The sequence below is a fragment of the Actinocorallia libanotica genome (assembly GCF_039525175.1).
Taxonomy (GTDB): Bacteria; Actinomycetota; Actinomycetes; order Streptosporangiales; family Streptosporangiaceae; genus Actinocorallia; species Actinocorallia libanotica.
On record NZ_BAAAHH010000004.1, the window covers coordinates 230934 to 248778 of the forward strand.

General features: G+C 71.0%; 15 protein-coding genes. 5 read left to right on the forward strand and 10 right to left on the reverse strand.

Going from position 1 to position 17845, the window contains the following annotated elements; all coding sequences use genetic code 11:
- Positions 1-169 precede the first annotated feature (169 nt).
- Together ABD140_RS07925 and ABD140_RS07930 are read right to left on the reverse strand one after the other, a co-directional pair.
- Entirely contained in the window at positions 170-832 is a 663-nt protein-coding gene (locus ABD140_RS07925) for a response regulator (protein ID WP_344238342.1), read from the reverse strand.
- On the reverse strand, positions 829-2046 hold the full coding sequence (locus tag ABD140_RS07930) for a sensor histidine kinase (protein WP_344238344.1): 1218 nt from the start codon (positions 2044-2046) through the stop codon (positions 829-831). Before ABD140_RS07930 ends, ABD140_RS07925 begins: the two co-directional genes overlap by 4 nt.
- A gap of 196 nt (positions 2047-2242) precedes the next feature.
- On the opposite strand from ABD140_RS07930, the gene ABD140_RS07935 reads away from it, so the two are divergent.
- Entirely contained in the window at positions 2243-3433 is a 1191-nt protein-coding gene (locus ABD140_RS07935) for a glycosyltransferase 87 family protein (RefSeq protein ID WP_344238346.1), read from the forward strand.
- Positions 3434-3499: 66 nt separating this feature from the next.
- Here ABD140_RS07935 and ABD140_RS07940 read toward each other — a convergent pair whose 3' ends face one another.
- Positions 3500-4165 carry a VOC family protein gene (locus ABD140_RS07940; RefSeq protein WP_344238349.1) on the reverse strand — a complete coding sequence of 222 codons (666 nt, stop codon included), beginning with the start codon at positions 4163-4165 and terminating at the stop codon, positions 3500-3502.
- Between the two features lie 111 nt (positions 4166-4276).
- Between ABD140_RS07940 and ABD140_RS07945 the strand changes: the two genes are divergently transcribed.
- Positions 4277-4654 carry an ATP-binding cassette domain-containing protein gene (locus ABD140_RS07945; protein WP_344238351.1) on the forward strand — a complete coding sequence of 126 codons (378 nt, stop codon included), beginning with the start codon at positions 4277-4279 and terminating at the stop codon, positions 4652-4654.
- A 170-nt stretch (positions 4655-4824) separates the two neighbouring features.
- Here ABD140_RS07945 and ABD140_RS07950 read toward each other — a convergent pair whose 3' ends face one another.
- From ABD140_RS07950 to ABD140_RS07965, 4 genes are all read right to left on the reverse strand, one after another.
- A complete protein-coding gene (locus ABD140_RS07950; protein ID WP_344238353.1) occupies positions 4825-7338 on the reverse strand; it encodes an excinuclease ABC subunit UvrA in 2514 nt (837 codons plus the stop codon).
- A gap of 173 nt (positions 7339-7511) precedes the next feature.
- Positions 7512-8042, reverse strand: a complete 531-nt coding sequence (locus tag ABD140_RS07955; protein ID WP_344238355.1) for a pyridoxamine 5'-phosphate oxidase family protein — start codon at positions 8040-8042, stop codon at positions 7512-7514.
- Between the two features lie 403 nt (positions 8043-8445).
- On the reverse strand, positions 8446-9507 hold the full coding sequence (locus ABD140_RS07960) for an ABC transporter permease (protein WP_344238357.1): 1062 nt from the start codon (positions 9505-9507) through the stop codon (positions 8446-8448).
- Complete coding sequence (locus ABD140_RS07965; protein WP_344238359.1) at positions 9504-10412, reverse strand: ABC transporter ATP-binding protein; 909 nt, start codon at positions 10410-10412, stop codon at positions 9504-9506. Before ABD140_RS07965 ends, ABD140_RS07960 begins: the two co-directional genes overlap by 4 nt.
- A gap of 133 nt (positions 10413-10545) precedes the next feature.
- Here ABD140_RS07965 and ABD140_RS07970 point away from each other — a divergent pair, with 133 nt between their 5' ends.
- Together ABD140_RS07970 and ABD140_RS07975 are read left to right on the forward strand one after the other, a co-directional pair.
- Positions 10546-12270, forward strand: a complete 1725-nt coding sequence (locus tag ABD140_RS07970) for a histidine kinase (RefSeq protein WP_344238361.1) — start codon at positions 10546-10548, stop codon at positions 12268-12270.
- Complete coding sequence (locus ABD140_RS07975) at positions 12270-12932, forward strand: response regulator transcription factor (RefSeq protein WP_344238542.1); 663 nt, start codon at positions 12270-12272, stop codon at positions 12930-12932. Before ABD140_RS07970 ends, ABD140_RS07975 begins: the two co-directional genes overlap by 1 nt.
- 145 nt (positions 12933-13077) lie before the next feature.
- Here the strand turns inward: ABD140_RS07975 and ABD140_RS07980 are convergent, their stop codons facing one another.
- The 3 genes from ABD140_RS07980 to ABD140_RS07990 all read right to left on the reverse strand — a co-directional run bounded on the left by ABD140_RS07980 (position 13078) and on the right by ABD140_RS07990 (position 16684).
- Positions 13078-13440 (reverse strand): hypothetical protein, encoded by a 363-nt coding sequence (locus ABD140_RS07980; RefSeq protein WP_344238363.1) that lies wholly within the window; start codon positions 13438-13440, stop codon positions 13078-13080.
- 828 nt (positions 13441-14268) lie between these two features.
- The gene (locus ABD140_RS07985; protein ID WP_344238365.1) at positions 14269-15609 is read right to left on the reverse strand and encodes an MFS transporter; all 1341 of its coding nucleotides are present in this window, start codon (positions 15607-15609) and stop codon (positions 14269-14271) included.
- Positions 15610-16012: 403 nt separating this feature from the next.
- Positions 16013-16684: a TetR/AcrR family transcriptional regulator gene (locus ABD140_RS07990; RefSeq protein WP_344238367.1), complete on the reverse strand. Its 672-nt coding sequence runs from the start codon at positions 16682-16684 to the stop codon at positions 16013-16015.
- A 101-nt stretch (positions 16685-16785) separates the two neighbouring features.
- Between ABD140_RS07990 and ABD140_RS07995 the strand changes: the two genes are divergently transcribed.
- Entirely contained in the window at positions 16786-17724 is a 939-nt protein-coding gene (locus ABD140_RS07995; protein WP_344238369.1) for a sigma-70 family RNA polymerase sigma factor, read from the forward strand.
- The last annotated feature ends 121 nt before the right edge of the window (positions 17725-17845 follow it).

Sequence of the window (17845 nt, forward strand, 5' to 3'; positions counted from 1 at the left end):
GGCTGTGAGCAGCGGGTTCGCGAACATGCTCGGCGGCCTGCCGCCGCCGCGGCGGGAACCCGGGGGTGCCATCGGCGAGGACCCTGCCGCCGCTCTGCCCTGACGCTCCGTGTCACCACTCTGTGCCGCCGCTCTGTGCCGAGGCGGGGGGAGGGGTGATGCGGACGGGTCAGGGAGGGGAGGAGGCCAGGCCGGTGTCGTAGGCGAGGATGACGAGCTGGACGCGGTCGCGGGCGTCGAGTTTGGTGAGCAGGCGGGCCACATGGGCCTTGGCGGTGGCCGTGCTGATCGTCAGCTCGGTGGCGATCTCGGCGTTGGACAGGCCGCGGCCGACCAGGGTGAGGACCTCGCGTTCGCGTTCGGTGATGTTGTCGAGGGACCGGTGGGCGTTCGGCGGCGCGGGAGAGGGCCGGGCGGCGAACTCCTCGATCAGGCGGCGGGTCACGCTGGGGGCGATCAGGGCGTCCCCGGCGGCCACCACGCGGATCGCCGTGAGGATGTCCTCCAGGGCCATGTCCTTGACGAGGAAGCCGCTGGAGCCCGCGCGCAGCGAGGCGTAGACGTACTCGTCGTCGTCGAACGTGGTGAGCATGACCACCCGGGTCGTCCCGCCGTCCGCGGTGATCGCGCGTGCGGCCTCGATGCCGTCCATGCCGGGCATGCGGATGTCCATCACCACGACGTCGGGACACGTCTCGCGCGCCAGGCGCACCGCCTCCGCTCCGGTCCCGGCCTCTCCGACGAGGTCGAGGTCGTCGGTGTCGGTGAACAGGACGCGCAGCCCCGCCCGGACCAGCGGCTGGTCGTCGGCGAGCACGACACGGATCGTCATCGGGTTCCGCCCTCCACTTCGGCGTCCTGGGTCTCCCTCCGGTCGGCCGCCGCCGCTCCGGTCCGCGCGGGGATCGGCAGCCGGGCCTCGACGCGGAAACCGCCTTCGGGGCGCGGGCCCGTGGTGAGGCCGCCGCTCAGCAGGGCGACGCGTTCGCGCATCCCGGTCAGGCCGTATCCGGCGCCGCCGCCGGAGGGGCCGTGGCCGTCGTCGACGACCTCCACGACCAGTTCTTCGTCCGCGTAGTCGATCGATACGCGGCAGCGGTCGGTGTTCGCGTGGCGCACCACGTTGGTGAGGGATTCCTGGACGATGCGGAACGCCGCGAGGTCGACTTCGGCGGGCAGGGGGCGGTGTTCTCCACGCAGGCTCGTCTCCACGCGGACCCCCGCGTCCCCGGTGGTCCGGATGAGTCCCTCGAGGTCGGCCAGGCCGGGGGCGGGACCGCGCGGCGCCTGCGTGTCACCGGGTTCGGCGCGGCGCAGCGCGCCGAGCATCCGCCGCAGGCCGGACAAGGTCTCGCGGCTGGTGGCCTCGATGACGCCCAGCGCGTTGCGCGCCTCCGCGGGCTGGGTATCGATGACCCGGCCGCCCACCCCCGCCTGGATGGCGATGACGCCGATGCTGTGGGCCACCATGTCGTGCAGCTCCCGGGCGATGCGCAGCCGTTCGGCGGTGACGGCCTGGGCCGCGGCCTGCTCGGCCAGCTGCGCGGCGTGCAGGCGGCGCTGGCGTGCCGAGTTGCCGGCCATCCAGGCGACCGCGGCGGCCAGGGCCAGCAGCCCGAGCGTGCTCGGCATCGCCGGGATGGGGGCCGTGAGATGGGCGCAGGCGGTCTGCGCGGCGAGCAGCACCGTCAGAGCCGGCAGCGAGACGCGGCGCGGGCGGGTCGCCGCGAGGTAGGCGAGGGTTCCGTCCGTGATCGCCACGGCGAGGAAGGCGATCTCCAGTTTCGGCATCGCCAGCACCGCGCCCGTCCAGGCGACCGCCAGCAGCGCCACCGCCGGCAGCGGCCCGCGCCGCACCAGGGAGACCGCCAGCAGGGTCAGCAGAGCAGCCGGGACGACCAGCACGGGGTCGAACCCCTGCCGGCCCCGGGCGACCGTCAGGAACAGGACGGGGGGATACAGCATTCCCCCGCACCACGCCAGCAGCTCCGTCACGGCCGGGCGTGAGCGGCGGTACCAGGGCTCGCGTGGTTCGACGGGGGGCATGCGTGTGATCGTAGCGACGCGCCGTCCTCCTCGGCATCGGCCTGTGGACGTAAGCCCGCAGGCGTAAGCCCGTGGACGTAAGCCCGCGGATCACCTTCCGCCGCGCCTAATGTCACCCGTGGCCCGATGCCCGACGGGTGCTGATCACGACACCGTTTTGACCGTTCTGCCGGATTTAAACGACGGAAGCGGTGCCGTGAAACGTCATGCCCCGTACTGGCTCCTCGCCATCGAGATCGTGGGAGTGGTGGTGTTCGCCGCCGCGTACCGCTCCCTGGACCACTACATCTACTGGCTGGGCGGCCAGGCGGTGACGGACGGGACCCAGCTCTACGGCGAGCGGCACTCCGGGCTCTGGTTCACCAACACGCCCTTCCTGGCCGTGCTGTTCGCCCCCATGTCCGAGCTGCCGCTGACCGCGGCCCGCATGGCGTGGCAGTCGGCGGCGGTCGCGGCGTTCGCCTGGGCGTGCGTGTCGGCGCTGAGGCTGGCCGGCCGCCGGCCGACCGGGAGGACGGTCGCCGCGGCGGTGGCCCTGGGGCTGCTGCTCGAGCCGGTGTGGCACACGCTGTTCCTCGGCCAGGTCAACCTGTTCCTGCTGGCCCTGGTGCTCGCCGACGTCCGGCGCGTGTCCGAGGGGCGCCGGGCGGGCCTCGGGATCGGCGTCGCCGCGGCGATCAAGATCACTCCGGCGATCTTCGTCGTCCTGCTCCTGGCCGCCGGACGCGTCAGGGCGGCGATGACGGCCGCGGGCGCCTTCGTCCTGTGCACGGCCGCGGCCTATCTCGTCAACCCGGACGCCTCACGGCTGTACTGGTCGCACACCTTCTACGACACCTCGCGGCTCGGCGTCCCCTACATCAGCAACCAGTCGCCCTACGCCGCCGCCGTCCGGATCCTCGGCGGGGTCGACGAGGTCGGCGCCTGGTACCAGGCGGTTCCCCTCGTGCTCGGCGTCCTCGGCCTGGCGGTCGCCGCCGCCTGGGCGCGCCGCGGCGACTGGCTGGCCGCGGCGGCGGTGACCGGTGTGACCGGCCTCCTCGTCTCCCCGATCTCCTGGAGCCACCACTGGGTGTGGGCCCTGCCCGCCCTCGCCGTCCTCGTCCGCGCCGGTGACCGGATCCCCGCCCTGGGCGGATTCCTCCTGCTCCTCCTGGCCCCGCCGTGGTGGACCCCGCGCGACGGAGGCCCGGACGAGTACGGCTTCCACGGCGTGCTGACGGCCGTCGCCAACTCCTACCTCCTGGCAGGTCTGGCCTTCCTCCTCCTCATGGCGGTCCGCCTGCGCACCCGGGCCGCGAGCGAACCGCCTCTCCGGCTTCCGGCCCCCCGGATCGCGAACGGGGGAGGTCCCCTCGGCCGGAAGGAGAACGCCGTCCAGCCGTAAGGGGCTCTGCCGATGGATGAACGGCATCCCCAAGGCCGTCGTCTCCCGCACCCGCACCGACGGGTCTCAGTCGGCGGGGTCGAAGACGCAGAACTCGTTGCCCTCCGGGTCGGCCATGACCGTCCAGGCGATCTCCTCGTCCCGCTCGCGCAGCACGCGGGCGCCCGCGGCGGTCAGGTCGGCGACGTCGGCGCACACGTCCCAGTGGACGCGGTTCTTGACGGTCTTCGGCTCGGGGACGGGGACGAAGTCGAAGGTCCTGATCGGCAGGCCGGGCACGTTCTCGACCGTCGACCAGCCGTCATGGTGCGTGACGTCGGCACCGTAGACGGACGCCCACCAGGCGGCCTGCCCGCGCGGGTCCGCGGAGTCCACCACGAGCCCGTGGATCCGGTCGCGAGGCGGGTCGTCGCGCAGGAAGGCGCAGAACTCACCGCCCTCCACGTCCTGCATGACCGTCCACTCGGGCAGCTCCTCGACCTTCCGGGCGCCGAGCGCCTCCAGCCCGGCGACCGAGCGCGCGTACAGGTCCAGATGCACACGGTTCTTGACGGTCTTGGGCTCGGGCACCCGGTTGACCCAGATGGTGTGCTGCGGAGTGGAACCGGTCAGTTTGCCGTCCCCGTCGTCCAGGGGGACCCAGGCCAGATCGGCCGCCGCCGCCAGGAAGGCGCCCAGGACGGCGGGATCGACCGCGTCGAGGGCGAGATCTTTGAATCGCGCGAGAACCATGGGTCACATCCTTCCCCGCCCACCCGCGACCCATCAAACGATCCGTACCCGGCACCGAGCCGGCTCGCCCGCGACGGGAAGGCGGTCGCCGGGGACCCGGAGCCGGGGCCGGTGATCGCAGGCGCTACGTCAGCACCGGGCTCGGCGCGACCGAGGTCGAGACGTGGCCGGCCGAACCGGCCGAGGCCGAGCCAGCCGAGGCCTAGCCGCACCTGCAGACGGTGCTGTTACCAAGGTCGTGCCGGCGCTGATGCCGGGGCGGGACGCGGCCGCCTGTCTCGATGCCCGGCGGCCCGCCCACCTGCAGAGGCCCGTTCGTGGTTCGGCCAGCTCGGCCTGGACGGTCTGGAACGGCGGCGGCCCGGAGAGCTGTCCGGAGGGCAGGCGCAGCGGGTCGCGCTGGCCCGCGCCCTGGTCTCCCGACGGGATCTCGGCCCGGCTGCCAGTCGATGCGGGAGCCGGCGGCCTTTCAGTGTCCGGCCTCGGTGATCTTGCTGCTCGGCTTTGTCATCGCCACCGCCCTTCCCCTCCTCAGCCGGATCACCGGCTCCGAGACCGCCGCAACGAGTGACACGGGAATTCCCGCCCCGCCCGCCAACGGGGGGCTCTTCATTCCGAGAACAAGCGCAGGACGTGATGCAAGAGGGCGCTCTGGCCCTTCAGCTGCGCGCGTTTTCCCGCACCTTCAGGAGCGGCAGGCCCGCCGTGTACCGGCGGAGGTAACCGGCGGTCGGGGTGTCCATCGTCGCGACGGTGTCCGGGGCGCCCTCCGCGACCAGCATGCCCCCGTCCGGACCGGCTCCCGGGCCCAGGTCGATCAGCCAGTCCGCGGACGCGGCGACGGAGATGTCATGTTCGGCCACGACGACGGTGTTGCCCGAGTCGAGCAACGTGTCGAGCGCGTTCACCACACGCTGGACGTCGGACGGGTGCAGGCCCGAGACGGGCTCGTCGAGAACGACGAGGCCCGCCTTGCGGCTTGCGGCACCGCGCTGGATCGCGGACGCCAGCTTCAGCCGCTGCGCCTCGCCCCCGGACAACTCCGTGGCGCTCTGGCCGAGTTGGAGATAGCCGAGCCCGACCTGGCTCAAGGCTCCCAGGGTCTCCGCGAGCTGCCGGGGCTCGGAGAACCGCTCTACGGCCTCGGCGACGGTCAGCTCCAGCACCTGATCGATGGCCAGCCCCCGATACCTGATCTCCAACGCCTCCGGCTTGTAGCGCCGACCCTCGCACGCGTCGCAGACCACCCACACATCCGGCAGGAAGTGCATGTCGACCAGCTTGCGGCCGTAACCGGTGCAGGTCTCGCAGCGGCCGCCGTCCGCGGTGTTGAAACTGAACCAGGAGGCGTTGACTCTGCGCCCGCGCGCCGCGTCGGTCTCGGCGAACAGCTTGCGGACGATGTCGAACGCCTTGCTGTAGGTGGCCGGGTTGGACCGCGGCGTTCGCCCGAGCGGCTCCTGATCGACGACGGCGACCCAGCCGAATCCCTCGAGGCCGGTCACCTCCCGCACCGTGTCGGTCGCGGTCCCGTTCAGGGCGGCCTCCACGCCCGTCCCGAGCGCGCCGAGCAGGCTGCTCTTGCCGCTGCCGCTCACCCCGGTCAGGCAGGTGAGCCGACCAGCGGGGAAACGCACCGAGTCCGCGGCCACGTTGTGCGCACGCAGGCCGTGCAGCTCCAGCCAGCCGGCGCCGTCCTCGGTCGGGCGGCCGGTCCGGCGCAGCCGCGGCCCCTCACCGGCCAGATAGCGCCCGGTCAGCGACTCCGGGTGGGCGGCCACATCGGCGGGAGGCCCCGACACCATGACCTCGCCGCCGAGGCGGCCCGCGCCGGGCCCCATATCGATCACCCAGTCGGCTCGGGCGATCAGCTCGGGGTCGTGCTCGACCAGGAGCACCGTGTTGCCGGCCTCGCGCAGTTCCAGGGCGATGTCGAGCAGGTGCGCCTTGTCCGCCGGATGCAGCCCGGTCCCGGGCTCGTCCAGGACGAAGACGATGCCGCTCAGCTCGGTGCTGAGCTGCGCGGCGAGCCGGGTCCGCTGCAACTCGCCTCCCGACAGCGTCGCCGCGCTCCGGGACAGCTGGAGATGGGCCAGACCGAGCCGTTCGAGGATGCCGAGCCTGCGGCCCAGATCCTGCAGCAGCGGCTCGCCCACCTCGCGCTGCCGGGCGTCCAGGTCGTCCGCCACGCGCTCCGCCCACTCGCGCACCTCCCGTACCTCCACCGCGAGCAGGTCGGGGTAGGTCAGCCCGCCGAGCCGCACGGACCGGGCCACCCGGTCGTATCCGCTGCCGCCGCAGGTGCCGCAGGGATGCTTGCGCATGTACGGCAGGTAGCGCTGCTTGGCACTGGAGGACTGGGCGTTCACGAACACCCGCTCCACCTCGGCGAGCGCGCCCCGCAGCGGCTGGCTCGAGGTGTAGGTCATCAGGGCCGTCTCCTTCTTGTTCGGTATGTCGACGGTCGCCTCGACCTTCTCCTCGCCCGTGCCGTACAGCACGCAGCGGCGGAACTCCTCAGGCAGCGACTGCCACGGCCGTCCGAGGTCCACGCCCCGCTTCTCGGCGAGGGCCGGCACGAAGGCGTGCTCCCCCGACCGCCACTTCGCGTACCAGGGCGAGGCGCCCTCGAAGAGCGGAAGCTCCGGGCGGGTGATGATCAGATCCTCCTGTGCTTGCCATCGCCCGCCCACCCCGTGGCAGTCCGCACAGCTCCCTTCCGGTGTGTTGCGGTCGAAGTGAGCCGTCGTCAGGTGCCCGTCCCCGCTCTCCGCCGCCGCGACGATCCCCGGAAGGCGCGAGTACAGCAGCCCCAGGTGCCCGTCGATGCCGGTGATCGTCGCGACCGTGGAGCGGGGGTTGCGGTTCAGGCGGCGCTGGTCGACCGCGAGCGTCGCGCCGAGTCCCAGGATGCGGTCGACCTTCGGCCGGTTGCGCTGGGTGATGTACTGCCGCACGAACGGCGAAAGCCCTTCCAGATACCGCAGTTGGGCCTCGTTGTGCAGAGTGTCGACGGCCAGCGAGGTCTTGCCGCTGCCGCTCACCCCGGTGAAGGCCACGAGCCGTCCCTTGGGAATGCTCACCGACACGTCCCGCAGGTTGTTGGTACGAGCTCCCACCACGTCGATGGTCTCGCACCCTGTGCTCGTGACGTCCCGTACGAATGCAGTCAACCTTCGTCTCCCCTCTCGCAATGCAGTAGGACATGGCCGGCCAGGCCCCCGCTCATGCCGAACTAACCGGTCACGCCACCATGCGACGGCCGTGCGTCACCACGGCGCTGGGCGGCCGCTCCACCAGATCTGCCGGCCGGCACGCGGCCGTCCCGATACGGCCGTGCCGCGGATCAGGACGGGGACACCGCGGTGAGCTCGGCGATATTGGATGCGTAGACGCTCATCCAATGCGGATGCAGCCGGTAATAGACCACGCCGTTGTCCCAGTCGAAGAAGTCGGCGCCGTAGAAGTCCTTGAAGTAAGCGAGCAGATCCGGCCAATCCGCGGCCGGCTCGCCGTGCCGGGGGTTGAGGATCTCCACCGTGCCGTGCGTGAACACGCCCAGGTCCTCACCGCGCATGTGCGCGGCGCTGACGGCCGGGCGGGCGGCCAGATGGCGGGCCTTGGCAGCGCCGCGAGCCGTACCGAAGTGCCACTTGCCGTGCAGGAAGTGCCCGTCCACACCGCTGATCCGCGGTTCGCCCTTCGCCGTCACGGTGGACAGGGCCAGGGTGCGCATGCCGGTGAGTGCCCCGGTGAGCTGCTCTGCGTTCAGAGTGCTCCCGGTGCCGATGATCGAGCGGAGATGCGAGGAAGAGCGGGACAAGGAGACGTCCAGCAGGGCCTGCAGTTCTTCGAGCTCTTCTTTCGTTTCGCGCATGGAGTTCCTTGTCCGTCCGTAGGGCTCGGGCCGCGCTCACCATCGGCGTCGACCGGAGAACCCATGATCGCTTTGAAGACTGACATCTTGTGTCAGGTTTTCATCTGGTTCTCTTGGGTGACGCCTGGTCGGCCGACGTCCGTCTTCTAAACACGTCTCGACCGCAGACTCAGCGGACGGACCGAGGCACACGGCGACGGACATGCCGTCCTGCTGCTCCGCTCCTAGTGCGTCGATCCCTGCCGGCGCTCTGGCGTACGCCGGTTTCTTACGGCGCTGGGGCGGTGCTGGGACGGTTCTCGGTCGTTTCGGGTGCGGTGGCCCCGGCCGCCGGTGCCGTGCGCGAGCTGCGGGGGCTGCGAGGGCGGTGCGCTGGCTGCGGGAGTGGGACGTGCCGGTCGCATCACTGGTCGCGGCGGTGCACGCTGATGATGGCGAGGACGGCCGCGGCCAGTGCCCACACCGCGTAGACGGTCCATGCCCCGCTCGCCGTCCAGGGAAAGGGCGACGGAGCGAAACCGACCTCGACGATACGGATCCATGCCTGGTAGAGCGTGGCGTGCCCGACGACCGCCTGCCAGTGGCCGTCGTCGCCGAAGGCTACGGGCAGGACCAGGAGGAGAACCCCCGCGGTGACCATGGTGGCGGCGGTGTTCCGCAGGACGGTGCCGAGTGCCATGCCGACCAGCGCGCTCACCGGAGCGAGGAGCGCGGACGCCAGCACGACGCGCAGGGCTCCGGGATGGCTGAGCGGGACTCCCGCGTCCCGGCCTTCGAGGATCAGCTGGGTCAGGGCGAACGAGGCGCCCGCGGCGAAGGCTCCGAAGACGGTGGTGACCGCCGTGAGGACGAGCGCCTTGGCCGCCATCACCGAACGGCGGGCCGGGACCGCCGCGAACGTCGTACGGATCGTGCCCGTGCCGTACTCACCGATGATCATGAGGGCCCCGATGGCGCCGAGGGCCAGCATCATGATCATGAGGGCGTTCGCGTTGAAGGCCGTTGCCAGTGGAATCCCGTCCCGGATGAAGGCGGCCCTGCCCTCCGAGTCCTGCTGCGTCCAATTGCTGTAGGTGTCATAGGCGGTGCCGGCGTTGAGGGCGATCACGGCCGAGGCGGTGGCGCCGTAGGCGACCCAGGTCGAGCGCAGGGATCGGAGCTTGATCCACTCGGAGGCGAGCAGGTCGCGGAAGCGGGCACGGGGCTCGAATGCGGTGAGCGCACCGACACCGGGCGTGCCTGCGGTGGGCGTACCTGCGTCAGGTGTAACAGTGCCAGGCGTATCAGCGGTGGGTGTGCCAGCGCCGGGCGTGCCTGCGTCAGGCGTACCAGTGGTGGGTGTGCCAGCGTCAGGCGTGCCGGCCGTGGGCGTTCCGGTGGCGGGCGCGTCGGCGATAGGCGTGCCAGCGGTGGGCGCGTCGTTAGCGGGTGTGCCTGCGGTCGCCCTGGCGTTCGTGTTGGTCATCGGGTTCCTCCTGCGAGGTACTGGGCGCTGTCGGCGGTCAATTCCATGAACGCTTCCTCCAACGAGGAGGCGCGGGCGCTGAGATGGTGGACCGGGATGCCGTGCCGCTGGGTGATCTCACCGATCCGGGCCGCGGTCAGACCGGTCACGGCGAGCAGGCCGTCCTCCCTGCGCACGGTCGCGCCCTCGGCCGTCAGCAGGGGTTCCAGGGCCGGGAGGGCGGAACTCCCCACCATGACGCAGGACCGGGTGCCGCGGGCCGAGAACTCGGCGAGGCTCTCCGCCGCGATCAGCTCGCCGCGGCCGATCACGACCAGCTGGTCGGCGGTGTGCTCCATCTCGGACATCAGATGGCTGGAGACGAACACGGTGCGGCCTTCGGCGGCGAGCCGCCGGAAGAGGTCACGCACCCACCTGACGCCTTCGGGGTCGAGTCCGTTGAGCGGCTCGTCGAAGATCAGCACCGGTGGATCGCCGAGCAGCGCGGACGCGATGCCGAGCCGTTGCTTCATGCCCAAGGAGAAGCCGCCGATCCTGCGCCGGGCCGCCTTCACCAGGCCGACCTCCCGCAGCACCTCCTCCACCCGGCGCCGCGGAATGCGGTTGCCGGCGGCCAAGGCGGACAGATGCGCCATCGCGGTGCGTCCGCCGTGCACGTCGTGGGCGTCCAGGAGGGAGCCCACCTGGCGCAGGCCGCGGGGACGCTCGCGGAAGGGGCGGCCACCGACGGTGACCGTGCCGCTGGACGGCTCGTGCAGGCCGAGGATCATGCGCAGCGTGGTGCTCTTTCCCGCGCCGTTCGGCCCGAGGAAACCCGTCACCCGGCCGGGGTGCACGGTGAAGGTCAGGTCTTTGACGGCCGTCGTGCCGCCGTACCGCTTCGTGAGCCCGTTGACTTCGATCATGGGACAACAGTGCCGACGAGCGACGCGTCCCGTCGTCCAACCGTCGATGACAATGACCGGGTCCAGGTGTCGTCCCCGGGCTTACATCCACAGGTCGATGTGGGGGCTCGTCACAGGGGATTACCATCGCAGCATGTCCGCCTCACCGCCCTTGCCGCTGCTCAAGCGCCTACCGCCAGGCCTGTGGACGGCGCTGGTGTGGGTCACGATGGCGGTGTGGCCGATCGTCGAGTTCGTCATCATGCCGCGGCGACCGGGCTATTCGCTCAGCTACCCCCGGGACGGTCTGGACTCGCCGACGGCCTGGGTGCCGCTCCTCCTCTCCTTCGTTCTGGTGCTGGCCGGCTGCGCGCTGCTGCACCGCAGGACCGCGGTGGCGTACGGGCTGGTGGTCGTCGGCACGATCGTCTCGACGGCGGCCTGGCGCCAGGACGAGATCCCGCCCCTGCAGTTCCTCGGCGTGGACGTCGCCCTCTGCTACGTCGCGACGGTGCTGCCCCGGCGGAGCTCGCTCACCGCGGCCGCGGGAACGCTCGGCATGCTCGGCGGCTATCTCGTTCTCCGCTCGGTCACCGGGGACGACTCCGGCACGGCGGCCGAGCCGTTCCTGGCGCTCACCGTCGTCATCGCCTGGCTCATCGGCAACTCGATGGCCCAGTCCCGTGCCCACACCGAAGAACTGCACGCCCGGGCCGCCGCCCAGGCCGTCGTCGCCGAGCGGCTGCGCATCGCCCGCGAGATGCACGACACGGTCGCCCACAGCATCGGTGTCATCGCGCTCCAGGCCGGCGCCGCGGCCCGGGTCGTGGAGACCCAGCCGGTCAGGGCGCGCGAGGCGATGATCGAGGTGGAGAAGGCGGGACGGGAGACGCTGGCAGGACTGCGCCGGATGCTCGGCACGCTGCGCCAAGCCGACCGGCAGCACACCGCTCCGGCCGAAGGGTCGACACCGGTGCCGCTGAATCCCGCCGGGCTGGCGGACGTGGAACGGCTCGCCGCGACGACCACGGCCGCCGGAGTACGCGTGGACGTGTGCTGGCTGGGCAGTCCGCGCTCCCTCTCCTGCGACGTCGACCTCGCCGCTTTCCGGATCATCCAGGAATCGGTGACCAACACCGTGCGGCACTCGGGCGCCGACTCCTGCCGGGTGAGCGTCGACTACCGCGAAGACGAACTCGCCATCGAGGTCCGTGACCGGGGGAGAGGCGGAGACACCGGCACGGACACCGGATACGGGCTCGCTGGCATGCGCGAGCGTGTCGCACTCCTGCACGGCGATTTCACCGCCGGACCATGCCCCGACGGCGGCTTCGCGGTGATGGCCAGATTGCCGGCCCCCGAAGCCGCGTCCACCGCAAGGGAAACGACCCCCACCAAAGCGGCAGGAGCATCCCCCGCGAGAACAGGCGCAGAGATGGCTCCAGCCCGCACCGAGGCAAGAGCCCCCGAAGGGACGAGGGCGGCACGCGTGGGGGCAGGAACAGTCCCCGAAGGGACGAAGGAAGCACTCGCAGGGACAGGAGCAGCCCTCAAAGGGGCAGGGACGGCCCCCGAAGGGTCGAGGGCGGCACGCCTGGGGACAGGAACAGCCCCCGAAGGGCCGAGGGAAGCGCTCGCAGGGACAGGGACGACCCCCGAAGAAGCGAGAGAAGCACTCGTAGGGACAGGGACGGCCTCCGAAGGGGCGAGTGCGGTGCTCGCAGGAACAGGAGAGGTCCCGGAAGGGGCGAGGGCGGTACGTGTAGGGACGGGAACAGTCCCCGAAAGGGTGGAGGCAGCGCGCGTGGAGGCGGAAGCTTCGGAGAGAGGGACGGGAGTGGCGGGTGCAGCGGTGGATGAGGAGGTCGGACCCAGGTGATCATTCGTGTCGTGCTCGCCGATGATCAGCCTCTGGTCCGGGCCGCTCTGCAGATGGTCATCACCGACGCCGCGGACGTGGTGGTCGTGGGTGAGGCCGCGGACGGCGCGGAAGCGGTCCGGCTGGTCGAGGAGCTCGCTCCCGACGTCGTGGTGATGGACATCCGGATGCCCGGCATGGACGGCATCGAGGCGACCCGGCTGATCACCGCGGCCACCGCCTCCACCCACGTCGTCGTCCTGACGACCTTCGACGATGACGAGTACGTCTACGCGGCGCTGCACGCGGGCGCGTCCGGATTCCTCGTCAAGGACATGGCCCTGGACGACATCCTCGCCGCCGTGCGCACCGTCGCCGCAGGCGACGCGCTGATCGCCCCGAGCGTCACCCGCAGGCTCATCAGGGAGTTCGTCAGCCGTCCCTCGACCACCACGCCCTCCCGCCCGGCGAAGCCCCTCACCGGTATCACCGACCGGGAGAGGGAGGTGCTGACCCTGGTCGGCGGCGGCCTGTCCAACGCCGAGATCGCCGACCGCCTCTGCATCAGCGTCGCCACCGCCAAGACCTACCTCAACCGGCTGCTCACCAAGCTCGACGCCCGCGACCGCATCCAGCTCGTCATCCTCGCCTACGACGCCGGCCTGGTGGTCCCCGCCCCCTGACCGGCACAGCGACCACCCCGCTCCTCAGCCGCCAGCGGGACACGGCAGAAACGGGCCGTCGCCCATACGGCAGAACCCCTCGCCGGGGTCCTTGGAGCGAGGGGGTTCTGCCGTATGGGCGACGCCGGTCCGCGGTGGGCACGGTTCAGATGTCGACCACCTTGTAGGTGAGCTTGTACTCGGCGTCGTCGCCGCGCAGGGTGTAGGTCTTCTCGGGGGTGGCGGCGGTGGGGATCTCGGAGAAGCCGAGGAAGTCGTCCGCGGTGTCGGGGTCGTACTCCCACAGCTCGATGACCGAGTCGGAGGAGACCGGCATCAGCGGGACCGGCTTCTCCTGCCAGCCCAGGTCCTTGGTCAGGTCCCAGGTCGTGCCGATGACGCCCTCGTTGTCGGGGGTCCAGCCCCAGATCCTGGTGCCGGTCTCCTTCCACTTCAGGTAGGGCTCGTCGCCGTGGCGCTCGTTCTGAGCGACGCATTCCAGCTTGGTGAACTTCACGTACAGTGCCATGTCGACTACATTCCCTGGGTAACTGTACGTTAACGGCTGGTCACGTAGATTGTCAGGATCTCACCTGGCCGTCACATGCAGGCCATGCGGGCGTTATGGCTTCCTATCTGCCGGGTTCTCCACTCCCGCGCGCATCCCGAGCGCCAGGAGCGTGACGGGACATCGTGTCGAGGGACCCATAGGCGACGCGGACGCTGGTGCGCCGCAGGCAGGAGCGGGAACGGGAGTCGTTTCGACGGGCTCCGGCCAGGACCCACCCGATCGGAATACCGCTGCCGTCCACGAGCACGGATCCCTTGAGGCCTGACCTGCCGCGGTCGACAGGGTTGACAGGATCGCGGCCGTGTTCTCTCCTTCGCACGGTGCCTTGGCACTGCATCCGTCGACCACAAGGTGGCGCCGGTCGAGGCCGATGGCCTGGTCGTATGCCTCCAGCGCGAGGCGGTGGAGGCATACGAAGGCACCTGCGCTGATCCATTCGTCGCGCCGGGCGCGCATCGTCGTGCCTGAGCAGGACTCGTCCGTGTGCTGCTGGTGGGTGCCGCCATCGTGCAAAGGAGAGAACGCGGGCCGCAACCCTGTCAACCCTGTCGACCGAGGACGAGGCGGGCCGAAAGCTCGTCGAAGACGATCCGGTCCGGAATGCGGGACCTGTGGCAGCCCAGCGGGCGTACGACGGTTCGTTCAGGTGGGAGCACCTGGAAGTGCTCCCACGGAGGGTCGGCGATGAAGGTGGGGAGTACGGGCACGTGATCGATGGCGGAGCGAGGGGACAGGGGCGCGCCGCCACGCCGCTGCCGGACGGCTGGTGCGTGGCGGCGCGGTCTCCTACTCGGCCGGCGCCTGCACCTCGGTGGCCGGGGAGCGGCTGATGACCACGGCCCCGACGGCCAGCCCGCCGATCGCGAGCACCGCTGCGATCAGGAACGGGTCACCCGCGTGCACGGCGGGAGAGAACCCGATGCCCACGTGGACCGCTACACCGCCGGCCCCGCCGAGCTGGTCGGCTGCCCGCTGGACTCCGGAGGCGATCCCGGCGTCCTCATCGGTCGTTCCGCCGACCGCGATGTACTGCAGCCCGACCAGCCCGAAGCCCATCCCGGCGGCGATCAGCAGCATCGCCGGAAGCAGCCACGCCGCCCCGGCGTCCAGGGCCGCCACGAACGCGATCACCGTCATCGCGCCCGCAGCGGCTCCGAGACCTGCCAGCACGCACGTGCGTGCTCCCCAGCCGCCCAGCAGCCGGGGCACGAGAACCGAGGCCGCGATCAGCGCGACGGCCAACGGCAGCATCGTGAGTCCGGCCCCCAGCGGACCGATTCCGAGACGATCCTGCAGGTAGAACGTGAACAGCAGGAACGAGGTCGACAACGACCCGCTGAGCAGCATCGTCGTCAGGTTCGCCCGCACCCGGGCACGGTCGGCGAAGAAGGCCGGCGGCACCAGCGGGGCGGGGGACCTCGACTCGACCCGCACGAACCCGGCGGCGGCCAGCACCGCACCGGCCAGCGCCGCCAGGCTCACCCACGCGCTCGTCCCGGGTTCACCGGCCTCGACCGCGGCGTAGGCGAACAGCAGCGGGCACGCGGTCAGCAGGAGCGCGCCCGGCAGGTCCGGCCGAGCCCGTTCACGGGAAGCGGGCCGGTCGGCCTGGACGAGCACGAGCGCGGCCACGAGCACGACCAGGGTGAAGGGCACCGAGATCAGGAAGATCCAGCGCCAGCCCAGGTGGGCGGTGATGACTCCTGAGAGGGCGAACCCGAGCACCAGCCCGCAGCTGGCGACCGCGGCCCACACGCTCAGGGCCCGCGACCGGCGTGGGCCCTCGGGGAACATCAGCACTATGGTGGCCATCGCGGCGGGCAGCGCGATGGCCTCGCCGGCCCCCTGGGCAAGGCGCGCGACCACCAGGACCGGGAACGAGGGGGCCAGGCCCGCCAGCAGCGACGCCGCGGCGAACAAGGCCGTGCCGACCAGCAGCGTGCGACTTCGGCCCAGCAGGTCGCCGAGGCTGCCGCCGAGCATCAGCAGCCCGCCGCCGGTGATGGTGTAGCCGACCACCACCCAGGTCAGCGAGTGGCCGTCGACGCCGAGATCAGCGCCGATCGAGGGCAGCGCGATGTTGACCACGGTCACGTCGACCGCGATGAGGAACTGCAGCATGGACATCGCGCACAACACGAGCCGCGCGCGTGTGGGAGACGGGCCTTGCCCGCGGGAAGAGGAAGTGCCTGAAAGCACCGGATGCTCCGTCGCTCTGAAGAGTTTCCGAGCAGCACGAATGCCGCTCCGGACTGATCACGAAGCGGCTGGACGTTCCAGGTGGGTGATGCTGTGAGTCGAACGTCCCGCCGCTAGCGGAACGTCCTGGTCACTGCCGCGCAAGCGGCCGAGCACGATGCGGCTGACATGTTGTTCAGCCTAGCAGCGGCCGCTATTACCCCGCCGGTGCGTCAGGAGCACCTGTCCACGCGACCTCTTGGCGCCGACTCCTGCACCGAGCCTCCTCGCGGTTCTCACGGGGCATGGCCTGGATCGCAGGTGTTCCGGGTCCGGAGGGGACGGACACGCGTCACATGGGCGAGCCGGGGGGCGGGGATGTGTGCTCCTCTCGGATGGCGTAGTCGGCGAGGGAGGGTTCGAGGGAGCCGAAGGCGGTCCGGGCGTGTTCGGTGAGGGTGCGGGAGATGTCGTCGTTGTCGTGGCCCTGGACGGTGCGGTGCAGGGTCTCCTCGAAGAGCAGGCGGTGGACGGCGGCCAGTTGGGCTGCGGCGACGCGGGGAGTGATGTCGTCGGGATCGGCGTCGGTCTCCTCGGCTAGGACGGCGGCCAGCGCCTTCTCGCGGTCGTCGTGGAATTCGCGCAGGCGGGCCGTCAGGGCGGGGCTTTCAACGATCATCCGGGCGAACTCCGGGCCGGAGAAGCCGATGACGGGGTCCTGGTCGGCCACGGCCGACAGGTAGGCGCGGTGCAGCGCGGCCAGTGCCGACTCTCCCGGGCCGCGTTCCCGCACGGTCTGGGCGGGGAGCCGCACGAAGACGTCGTGCATGTCGAGGGCGAGGTCCTCCTTGCGGGGGAAGTAGTTGGTGACGGTCATCTTGGCGACCTGCGCGGCCACCGCGACCTCGGCGATCGTCACGTGGTCGAAGCCCCGCTCCAGGAAGAGCCGGGTGGCCTGGTGCGAGATGGTCTCTCTCGTCTGCCGCTTCTTCAGCTCCCGCAGGCCCATCGGTCGTGTGCTCATGCCACGAGTATATCTAGGTTCGTCCTAAAAATAAGTTTGACATATGGATGGGTCGGACATAAATTTAGGACCGTCAGTCTTCCGGAGAAGGGACCTCCCTCTTGACCGTTGCCGCTCACACCGCCACCGACACCCGCGCCGCCGACCCGGTGCGCGATTACCTCAGGGAGATCGGTCGCACCCCGCTGCTGACCGCCGAGCAGGAAGTGGAGCTGGGAGAGCGCATCGAAGCAGGCGTCCGGGCCCGGCACCGTCTCGACGCGGAGGAGCTCACCGCCGCCGAGCGGAGCGAGTTGGAGGAGATCGCGGCGGACGGTGAGCGCGCCAGGGACCACATGATCCGGGCGAACCTCCGGCTGGTCGTCTCGATCGCCAAGCGCTACGCCGTGGGCGAGGGCCTGCCCCTGCTGGACCTCGTCCAGGAGGGCACCATCGGGATGATGCGCGCGGTGGAGAAGTTCGACCACCGGCGCGGGTTCAAGTTCTCCACCTACGCCACCTGGTGGATCAAGCAGGCCATCGGCCGCGCCCTGGCCGACCAGAGCCGGACGATCCGGCTTCCCGCGCATCTCGTCGAGGTCCTCAACCGGGTGTCCCGCACGCGTCGCTCCCTGCTGAGCGAGCAGGGCAGGGAGCCGACCCCCGCCGAGATCGCCGCCGTGCTCGACCTGCCCGTCGAGAAGGTCGAGCAGGTGCTGCGGCATGATGTGCCGCCGGCCTCGCTGCACACCCCGCTGGCCGAGGACGGCGGCGCCGAGCTGGGCGACCTCGTCCCCGACGAGGCCCCGGGCCCCGCCGACGAGGTGGCCGCGTCCCTGCTGCGCCACTACCTGGACACCGCGCTGGCCACCCTGACCGAACGGGAGGCGGCCGTGATCTCCCAGCGCTTCGGGCTGGACGACGACCGCCCCAAGACCCTCGACGAGATCGGCCGCGGCTATGGCCTGACCCGCGAACGCATCCGCCAGATCGAACGCCAGGGCATGCGCAAGCTCCGTCACCCCGACCGCACCCGCGCCCTGGCCGACCTTCTGACCTGAACCCCGGAAGATCCGTGGACGCCGAAGACCCGTAGGCACCGGAGAGGCCACCGCCGCATGGCGTGCGTTCCGATGGTGATCGCCGCGCGACACCCGCAGCGGTGGCCTCTCCGACCTCTCG